This window comes from Falsiroseomonas oryziterrae (assembly GCF_021864505.1).
GTDB classification, from domain to species: Bacteria; Pseudomonadota; Alphaproteobacteria; order Acetobacterales; family Acetobacteraceae; genus Falsiroseomonas; species Falsiroseomonas oryziterrae.
In genome coordinates, this window is the sequence record NZ_JAKJIB010000003.1 from 47,108 (window position 1) to 56,488 (window position 9,381).

A 9,381-nucleotide genomic window follows, 5' to 3' on the forward strand; every position below is an offset into this window, starting at 1 on the left:
CGGAGCCGACCGTGATGCAGAGGATCCTCGACACCGTCGAGCGGATCGGCAACCGGGTGCCGCATCCGGTGATGATCTTCGTCTACCTGATCGGCCTTATCGTCGTGCTCTCTGCTGTCTTCGCCGCCTTCGGTGCGCAGGTCACGTTCCAGGCCTACAACGTCGCCACCGGCGAGATCGAGCCGACCACGGTCGCGGCACGAAGCCTGCTGACCATCGACGGCATCCGCTTCATGTTCACCGGCGTCGTTCCCAACTTCATGGGCTTCAACGCGGTGGGCGTGATCATCGTCGCGATGGTCGGCGTCGGCGTCGCCGAGGAAGCGGGCCTCGTGAAGGTGCTGATCCGCAAGCTCGTCATCGTGGCGCCTGCCCGGGCGCTGACCTACATCCTCACCTTCGTCGGCATCGTATCCTCCATCGCGGCCGACGCCGGGTACCTCGTGCTGATTCCGCTCGCCGCCGCGGCCTTCATCTCGGTCGGGCGGCATCCGTTGGCGGGGCTTGGCGTCGGCTTCGCCTCCGTCGCGGCCGCCTTCCTCGTCAACGTCATGATCACGCCGGTCGACGGGATCCTCACCGAGATCACCAACGACGCCATCCGGCTCATCAACCCGTCGCTCACCATCGATCTCGCATCGAACGTCTGGTTCTCGATGGGATCCGTGGTGATGCTCACCGTGCTGATCGCGCTGGTCACCGAACGGATCATCGAGCCGCGCCTGGGCCCCTACACCGGCGACTACAAGGTGGCGGGCGAAAACGTGCTGTCCGAGGACGAGTACCGCGGCCTGCGCCTCGCGGGCTACGGCCTTCTCGGCGTGATCGCCTTCCTGTGCCTGCTGACGCTGCCGCCCGGCGCGCCGCTGCGCAACGCCGAGACGGGCGCGATCATCGGCAATTCGCCCTTCATGACAAGCCTGATCGTGTCGATCGCGCTGATCTTTCTAGTCTGCGGCATCTGCTACGGACGCGGCGCGGGCACCTTGAAGACGACCAACGAGGTGATGGGCGCCATCCAGAAGTCTATCGGCGGCCTCGCCGGTCTGATCCTGCTGCTGCTGGTCATCAGCCAGTTCATCGCCTTCTTCAACTACACGAACATGGCGACGCTGGCCGCGGTCGGCATGGCTGACGTACTGACGAAGATGAGCCTGCCTCCGCTGGTCCTGCTGATGGGCTTCATCGTGGTGGTCTTCATACTCGACCTCGTGATCACGGCGGCGATCGCGAAGTGGGCCATCTTCGCGCCGGTCTTCGTGCCGCTGCTGATGCAGCTCGGCGTGGAGCCGGAAGTGGTGCTGGCTGCCTATCGCGTCGGCGACAGCCCGATGAACGCCATCACGCCGCTGAACGCCTATTTTGCGATGATCGTCACCTTCGCCATCAAGTACCAGAAGGATGCCGGCGTCGGCACGGTCATCGCGCTGATGCTGCCGTATGTCGCGCTGATCTCCCTGGTCTGGATGGTGTTCTTCGCCGGCTGGTTCCTTCTCGGTCTGCCCTGGGGTCTCTAGCAATGGGCGACATCGCCGTGATGGCGGCCATCATCCTGGCCGCCATCGTCCTCTTCGTCTGGAACCGGATCCCGGTGATCGTCGTGGCGATGGGGGTCGGCCTGTCGCTCTACGTCACCGGTCTCCTCACGCTGAACCAGGCGCTCTCCGGCTTCGGGGACCCGGCGGTGATGTTCATCGCCACGCTGTTCGTGGTCAGCGCGGCGCTCGACCGCACCGGCGTGACGGCCTGGGCAGGGCAGATGCTGATCCGCGGCGCCGGGGAAGACAGCCGCGCGCGCCTGATGGGACTCATCGCGCTGCTGGCGGCGGTTCTGACGGCGCTGATCAGCCTGAACGGCGCCATCGCCGCGTTGTTGCCGGTCGTGGTGGTCATGGCGTTGCGGCTGCGCCGCCAGCCATCGCAGCTCCTGATGCCGATGGTCTTCGCGGCCCATGCCGGCTCGCTGCTCGCGCTGACGGGGACGCCGGTGAACGTGCTGGTGAGCGAGGCTGCGGCCGATGCCGGCTTCCGCGCCATCGGCTTCTTCGAGTTCACCATCGTAGGCGTGCCGCTGGTGCTTGGCGTGATCGCCATCAGCATCCTGCTTGGCGAGAGGCTGCTGCCCCACCGCGCGGGCGAGACGATGAGCGCGGATTTCAGTCGCCACGCCACGACGCTGGTCGAGCAGTACGGGCTCAAGCAAGGACTTTTCCGCCTCCGTCTCCGCGCCAGCTCGCCCCTGGTGGGCCAGCCGCCCTCCGCGCTCGAGGTCCATGACTGGGAGGGCCTTCGCCTTGTCGCGATCCATGACGGCGAGACCGGCGAGCGGCTGAAGCGGGATGCGATGCAGGAAGGCGACTTCCTGCTGGTCTCCGGCCAGGGCGAGGAAGCCGCGCGGCTTGCGTCGGCGCAGCATCTGGCTTTCCGGCTCGAGAACAGCGACGAGGACCTGCGCGACAGCCTGTTCAATCGCAGCTCCGGCCTGGCCGAGGTGATGATCCCGCCGCGCTCGGCGATGATCGGCCAGACGGCCTACCAGGGGATGGTCACGGACAGTGGCGACCTCGTCGTCATCGCGATCCAGCGCGGCGGCAGCGATGTCGGCGTCGAGCCGGTCCAGTTGCAGGCGGGCGACACGATGCTGCTGCAGGGCAGCTGGAAGGCGCTCGACGTCCGGCTCGCCGATCCGCAAGTGCTGGTGGTGAACTCGCCCGACCTGGTGCGCCGCCAAGCCGTGCCGCTGGGCGCCGGCGCCTGGACCGCCATCGGCGTGCTCGCCGCCATGGTGTTCTTCCTGGCGACCGGCCTGGTCCCGGCCGCGGTCGCCGGCATGCTCAGCTGCTTCGCCCTGGTGCTGTTGCGCGTGGTGACGATCGACCAGGCCTACCGCGCAGTGGACTGGACCACGGTCATCCTGGTCGCGGCGATGATGCCGCTCTCGACCGCGATGGTGCAGACTGGCGCGGCCGACATGATGGCAGACGGCCTCGTCGCCATGGCCGCGGGCGGCAGCCCCTATATCCTGCTCGCGGGTGTCTTCCTTCTCACGGCCGTCCTCGGCCAGCTGATCAGCAACACGGCCACGGCACTCATCATCATCCCGGTCGGTGTCGCCGCGGCGACCACCATGGGCGTCTCGCCGCTGCCGGTGCTGATGACCATCGCGGTCGCAGCTGCGGCATCCTTCCTCACGCCGATCGCGACGCCGACCAACCTGATGGTCATGCGCCCCGGCGGCTACGAATTCGGCGACTACTGGAAGTTCGGCCTGCCGATGATGCTGTGGTTCCTCCTGGTTGCGGTCTTCATCGTGCCGCTCGTCTGGCGCTTCTGACCGCCCGGCGACCTGCCGGGCTCGATCGCGGGCACCCGGTCTCAGACGGTGAGAAGGCGCCGGACTGCCGCCTCGTACAGCGAGTGGCTCGGCCAAGGCCACGTCCTCGGGGATGCGCGGGTCGAGGTGATGGCAGACCATCAGCATGTCGAGATGCTCGTCCACCGTGTTCCGCGTGTAGGGCATAGTCGGGTTGGTGGAGGAGGGCAGGAACTTCGGCTCGCCCACCATGCGCAGGATGTCGGGCGCATCGCCGCCACCGGCGCTAGGACATCGCCGGCGTGGTCCGGCATCTCGCACGGGATCGCGGGATGACGGCGAGTTGCTGATCTGCGAGCCGGCCGAGGTCCTGCCGCCGGCACAACGCTACTTCCTGTTCTGAGGCTGGCGATGGAAGAGACGTCCCGCGCGCGACCGTCGTCCAAGCCGCCGGGTCCTGGCCGGAGGCAGAGGCCCGCGACAGCGTCACGCTCGACTTCGACGAGCGCTTCCGTCGGCGGCGGTTCTACACCGGTGAAGCGGGTCTTGCCTTCCTGCTCGACCTGCCCGAGGCGCAGCTGCTGAGGGATGGCGACGGGCTGCAGCTCGCCAGCGGCGGCTTCGTGCGCGTCCGCGCTGCACACGAGCAGCTCCTGGAGCTCACGGCGGCCAACCCGCAGCACTTGCTCCGTCTCGCCTGGCATCTCGGCAACCGGCACTTGCCTGCCGAGATCGGGGCGGGCCGCATCCTGATCCGGCACGACCACGTCATCATGCAGATGCTACAGGGCCTCGGGGCGGCCCTGCGGGACATAGAAGCGCCCTTCAATCCGGAAGGCGGCGCCTACGGAGAGCACGATCGCGTGCCGGGCCACCCGCACGGGCACCATCACGACCGACACGACCACGATCATCACCACGACCACGACCACGATCACGGCCACGCGCATTGTGACCACGACCACCACCATCACTGACGGCGCGGCGATGGCGCGACTGCTGGCGTGGCTGTCGCTGGTCTACCCCGTCGGCGCCTTCAGCTACAGCCACGCGCTGGAAGCGGCGGTGGAGGAAGGCGCGGTGACGCAGCGCTGCGCGGCGCAGGCGCGGTCGATGCATCGCTGCTGGCGCTGGCGTGGCGCGCGGCGGATGCCGGCGACGATGTGGCACTGGACGAGGTGACCGATCTTGCCGCGGTGTGGCGCGGCAAGGCGGAGTTGTCGCTCGAGGCGACGCAGCCCGGGACCGCCTTTGCGCAGGTCACCAACGCCGCCTGGCCGGAGCCGCGCTTTGCCGCCTATGCCGCGCGCCATTCTGGCCGGCTGACGCATGCCGTCGCGGTCGGCGCCGCAGCCGCCTTCCACGGGCTGCCGCTCCGCGCATCGTGCCTGGCTTGGCTGACCGCCTTCGCCGCCAACATCGTCTCGGCCGGCGTGCGGCTGGTGCCGCTTGGGCAGACCGACGGGCAGATCGCGACCGCGGCGCTGCTGCCGGCGATTGAGGCCGCGACCGATGCCGCGCTCGCCGTCACGGACGCCGACAGCATCGGCGCGAGCGCGATCGCCATCGACCTCTCCTCCATGCGTCACGAGACGCAATACACAAGGCTGTTCCGATCATGAGCAACGGACCCTTCCGGGTGGGCGTCGGCGGCCCCGTCGGCAGCAGCAAGACCGCGCTGGTCGATCGCCTCTGCAAGTTCCTGCGCGACGGCAACGAGGTCGCAGCGATCAGACCAAGGAAGACGCGGAGTTCCTGACGCGCTCCGGTGTCCTGGATCCCGACCGAATCATGGGCGTGGAGACCGGGGGCTGTCCGCATACTGCGATCCGCGAGGACGCCTCGATCAATCTCGCTGCGGTGGCTGAGATGACGGCACGCCATCCGCAACTTGAGATCCTCTTCATCGATTCCGGCGGCGACAATCTGGCCGCGACCTTCAGCCCGGAGCTCGCGGACCTCACGATCTACGTCATCGACGTCAGCGCCGGCGACAAGATCCCGCGCAAGGGCGGGGCGGGCATGACGCGCAGCGATCTGCTCGTGATCAACAAGACCGACCTCGCGCCGCTCGTCGGGGCGGATCTCGCCGTGATGGACCGGCACGCGCGGCGGATGCGCGGCACGCGACCATTCATGTTCACCAACCTGAAGGAGAACCGGGGCGCGGCGGAAATCGCAGCCTTCATCCTGCAATCGGGCGGGGTTGTCGCGCGTGGCAGGGCAGCGTGATGAAGCGAATCCGTCCTGCTCTCATCGAGATCTTCGCACCGCTCCCGGCTCTCGCGCATCCCGGCGGGCTTGACGCGCATGGCGTCGCGGCCGGCTGCCTCCACCCGCTCGGCGGCTGGGACCACACTGCCGCCTTGCTGGCGGTGGGGCTGTTCGCAGGTCTTTCGGGTGGCCGAGCACGGTGGCTTCTACCGGCGGGCTTTCTTGCAGGAATAGCCCTGGGCGGACTGCTCGGCGTTGGGCAGGTACCGTTCCCGGCCATCGAGGCGGCGATCCTCGCATCGATCATCGTGCTGGGCTCGCTCGTCGCAAGCGCCGTGCCGATGGCGCTCGGTCTCGCCGTGCCGCTCGTCACGGGCTTCGGGCTCGTGCATGGGCATGCGCATGGGATGGAAGCTTCGACTGGCGGGCTCAGCTTCGTCGTCGGCTTCGTGTTCTCCACGCTTCGGCTGCATGCGACCGGCCTTCTGCTCGCGGCGACGCCGCACCGGTGCAGGGCCGTGCGGCTTGCGGGCGACGGCGGTGCGATGCTCGCAAGCGTGATGGCCGTTCTGGCGCTGATGCCCCTGTAGAGCGCGTTCCACTCGCTCTCGAACCACCAGACGGGGCGATGACCGCCGTAGCAGGGGACGATCGGTTCGGCGTGATGCCTGCTAGCGGCGAGCGTCGTGCGCTGCGCCAAGGATCGCGGCAACGATCCCGTCGTAGCCCGTGCACCGGCACAGCTGACCCGCCAGGCCGGCCCGGATCTCGTCGGGATTCCGGGCGCAGCCACGTTGGATCATGTCACGCGCCGCGATCAGCATCCCTGCCGTGCAATAGCCGCATTGCAGCGCGTGCTGGGCCTGGAACGCTGCGCGCAGCGACAGCATGATGTGATCGTCGCGCAAGCCCTCCAACGTCACCACCTCCTGTCCCACGGCCAGGACCGCCGGCACGAGGCAGGCGCGCGCCGGCGCGCCGTCGAGCAGGACGTTGCAGGCGCCGCAGCTGCCATGCGCGCAGCCGATGCGGGTCGCATGCAGGCCGAGCCGGTCGCGCAGCACCGCGGCGAGGCTGTCGCGCGGCTCTGCGACGACCTCCTGCATCGCGCCGTTGACCTGGAGCCGGATCATGCGGCGGCCGCTTCCGCGCGCCTGATGGCGACCTCGCGCAGCCGGGCAAGGTAGGGGTCGTCCGGTCTGGGCGCGGCGGTCAGCAGGCGTGCGCCATCGTGGGTCGTCACGGCGATCCGCGGTGCGGCACCCGGCCGAAGCAGGACCGCTGTCGCGGCCTCGGCGAAGGCGCCCGGCGCGGGCGCGATCTTGCACCAGCCGAAGCGGGCGCCGGGCGGCGGAGTCGGTATCTCGATCGCCTCCAGAACCTCGCCGGACCCGAGCGCCGTCGCGAAGGCGCCCGTCAGGAATTGCGCCAGCGCCATGCGGCGCTTGATCGCGCCCCGGCGGAGCACCGCCACGGCATCCAGCGCGAGCAGCGCGACCGGCCAATCCGCCGCGGGGTCGTGCAGGGCAAGGCTGCCGCCGACCGTCCCGCGATTGCGCACGGGGCGATAGGCGATGCCGGATGCGACGTGTGCGAGCCAGCCGCGCAGCGGTTCCGGGCCGATGCCGTCCTCGGTCGCGGCATGCGTCACGCCGGCGCCGATGACGAGGGCGGCCGCCGTCTGCTCGACGCGCTGCAAGCCGGGCAGGTCTCCCAGTGCCACGAGCAGCGCTGGCTCCGTCATGCGCAGCGCGAGCATCGGCATGAGCGACTGCGCGCCGGCGACCGGCATGGCACCGGGCTGCGCGAGCAGGGCCGGCAACTCCTCCCAGTCGGTCGCGCGCCGCAATGCGAAGCGTGCCGGCGTCATCGCGGGATTGCCGCCAGCACGCGGCGCGGCGTGACCGGCACCGCATCGATGCGTGCGCCGAGGTCGCGCAGCGCATCCTCGACCGCCGCGGCGATCGCCGCCGGCGGCGCGATCGCCCCGCCTTCGCCCACGCCCTTGGCGCCATGTACGGTGGAGCGTGCCGGCGTGACGAGGTGGTGCACCCGGATCTCCGGCAGCGAGGGCGCGGCAGGCAGGTGGTAGTCGGCTAAGGTGGTGCAGAGCGGCTGCGCGGCCTCGTCGAAGCGCAGCTCTTCCGTCAGCGCGGTGCCGATGCCCTGCACGACGCCGCCCTTCACCTGGCCGTCGACGATCAGCGGGTTGATCATCGTCCCGCAATCCTCCGCGACGCAGTAGTCGAGCAGCGCGACATGCCCGGTCTCCGCGTCCACGCGCACCACGGCGGCATGCGCGGCGTAGGAGAAGACGCCGCCTTCCTCGGGTGGGGAATAGGCGACATGCGCTTCGAGACCCGGCGGCTCGCCGGCCGGAAGGCGTTCCTGCCTCAGCAGCGCGATGTGCGCGATGTCGGCGAGCGGGACCGAGGCCGGGCCGGCCCAGGCTGCGCCGGCGCGGAGTTCCACCGTCGCGGCGTCGGCCTGCAGGAGATGGGCCGCCAGCCGGCGCAGCTTCGCGGCCAACTCGCGCGCCGCCGCCTGCGCGGCGCCGCCGGCAAAGACCAGCGAGCGCGAGGCGAAGGTGCCGAAGCCGAAGGGCGACAGCGCGGTGTCCCCATGCCGCACCTCGACCGCATCGGGATGGAGGCCGAGTTCCTCCGCGACGATCTGCGCGAGGCTCGTCTCGAGGCCCTGGCCGTGGCTCTGGATGGCGGTGAGCAGCGTCAGCGAGCCGTCTGGATGCATGCGCAGCGTCGCGGCTTCGTGGCCAGGCACCACGCGGTTGCGCCGCGCCGCCCATTCGGCCGTGCCGTGGCCCGATTGCTCGGTGTACATCGCGAGCCCGACTCCGATCCGCTCGCCACGCGCGCGTCGCGCCGCGATGTCGTCGCGGTCCAGCATGGCCTCCACCGCGTCGAGTGCGGCCCGGTAGTCGCCGGTGTCGAGCGCGAGGCCGGCGGCGGTGCGATGCGGCAGGTCGTGCGACGCGATTAGGTTGCGGCGGCGAATCTCGACGCGCGACAGGCCGGTCTCGTCCGCCAGCGCATCGAGCAGCCGCTCGATCGCGAAGCAGGCGCCCGTGCGCCCCACGCCGCGGTAGGGCCCCATCGGTGGCTTGGTCGTCGCGACGGTGTGGTGCGTCACGTCCAGATGTGCGATGCGATAGGGGCCGCACAGGTTGCGCGCCGCCATGCCGGCCTCGGCGAAGGCGCCCGTCGGCCAAAGCGCGTAGGCGCCGGCATCCACCCAGAGCTCGCCGGACAGGCCGAGCGCGATGCCGTCCCGCGTCGCGTGCAATGTGAGGTCGTAGAGATGCTCTCGCGCCTGCGCACCGGCCATCAGGCTCTCGCGCCGGTCCTCCACCCATCGCACCGGGCGGTCGAGGCGCAGCGCGAGGGCGCAGGCGATCACCTCTTCCGGCATCAGCCGGTTCTTGAATCCGAAGCCGCCGCCGACATCGGGCGCCACGACGCGCAGCCGCGCCTCCGGCAGGCCAAGCATGGCGGCCAGTGCGTGGCGCAGCACATGCGGACCCTGGCTCGACACATGCAGCACGAGCTCGCCGGTGCGCCGGTCCGGCGCGGCGAGCAGCGCGCGCGGCTCGATCGGTGCGGCGGATTGCCGGCCGAGCGACACTCGGCGGCGGATGCGCAGCGCCGCATCGAGCGCCGCGACGTCGCCCGCTGCGATGCGGGCGCTGGCGTAGCGGTTGTCCGTCCAGCCGGGATGGAGCGGCGCGGCATCGGGCGCCAGCGCGGCCGCGACGTCGCGCAGCGCGGGAAGCGCCTCGATCTCCGCCTCGCAGCCGGCGACGAGGTCCTTCGCCTCGGCGCGCGTGGCGGCGAGGT

Annotated in this window: 8 protein-coding genes and 3 pseudogenes; 7 read left to right on the forward strand and 4 right to left on the reverse strand. The window is 70.1% G+C overall.

The genetic code is table 11. The features are described from left to right. Positions 1–14 precede the first annotated feature (14 nt). Complete coding sequence (locus L2I40_RS00915; RefSeq protein WP_237212979.1) at positions 15–1,517, forward strand: AbgT family transporter; 1,503 nt, start codon at positions 15–17, stop codon at positions 1,515–1,517. A 2-nt stretch (positions 1,518–1,519) separates the two neighbouring features. Then, entirely contained in the window at positions 1,520–3,334 is a 1,815-nt protein-coding gene (locus tag L2I40_RS00920; RefSeq protein WP_237212973.1) for an SLC13 family permease, read from the forward strand. 87 nt (positions 3,335–3,421) lie between these two features. On the opposite strand, the pseudogene ureC reads toward L2I40_RS00920, so the two are convergent. Further along, positions 3,422–3,598: pseudogene (ureC, locus tag L2I40_RS00925) on the reverse strand (urease subunit alpha); the annotation flags it as partial. A gap of 176 nt (positions 3,599–3,774) precedes the next feature. Between ureC and L2I40_RS24530 the strand changes: the two are divergent. From L2I40_RS24530 to L2I40_RS00950, 5 genes and pseudogenes are all read left to right on the forward strand, one after another. Next, a pseudogene (locus tag L2I40_RS24530) lies at positions 3,775–4,290 on the forward strand (urease accessory protein UreE); the annotation flags it as partial. Further along, entirely contained in the window at positions 4,265–4,495 is a 231-nt protein-coding gene (locus tag L2I40_RS00935; RefSeq protein ID WP_237212981.1) for a hypothetical protein, read from the forward strand. The pseudogene L2I40_RS24530 and the gene L2I40_RS00935, both read left to right, overlap by 26 nt. Next, positions 4,444–4,935, forward strand: a complete 492-nt coding sequence (locus L2I40_RS00940) for an urease accessory protein UreF (protein ID WP_237212980.1) — start codon at positions 4,444–4,446, stop codon at positions 4,933–4,935. The genes L2I40_RS00935 and L2I40_RS00940 overlap by 52 nt, the downstream gene beginning before the upstream one ends. Further along, positions 4,932–5,545, forward strand: a pseudogene (gene ureG / locus L2I40_RS00945) (urease accessory protein UreG). Before L2I40_RS00940 ends, ureG begins: the two are co-directional and overlap by 4 nt. Beyond that, positions 5,545–6,117 (forward strand): HupE/UreJ family protein, encoded by a 573-nt coding sequence (locus tag L2I40_RS00950; RefSeq protein WP_237212974.1) that lies wholly within the window; start codon positions 5,545–5,547, stop codon positions 6,115–6,117. Before ureG ends, L2I40_RS00950 begins: the two are co-directional and overlap by 1 nt. Before the next feature lie 81 nt (positions 6,118–6,198). Here L2I40_RS00950 and L2I40_RS00955 read toward each other — a convergent pair whose 3' ends face one another. The 3 genes from L2I40_RS00955 to L2I40_RS00965 form a co-directional block, all read right to left on the reverse strand. Further along, positions 6,199–6,660: a (2Fe-2S)-binding protein gene (locus L2I40_RS00955; protein WP_237212975.1), complete on the reverse strand. Its 462-nt coding sequence runs from the start codon at positions 6,658–6,660 to the stop codon at positions 6,199–6,201. Continuing rightward, positions 6,657–7,397, reverse strand: coding sequence for an FAD binding domain-containing protein (locus L2I40_RS00960; protein WP_237212976.1), 741 nt, complete (start codon positions 7,395–7,397; stop codon positions 6,657–6,659). Before L2I40_RS00960 ends, L2I40_RS00955 begins: the two co-directional genes overlap by 4 nt. Next, positions 7,394–9,381: xanthine dehydrogenase family protein molybdopterin-binding subunit (locus tag L2I40_RS00965; protein ID WP_237212977.1), on the reverse strand; the 1,988-nt coding region annotated here is incomplete at its 5' end. The genes L2I40_RS00960 and L2I40_RS00965, both read right to left, overlap by 4 nt.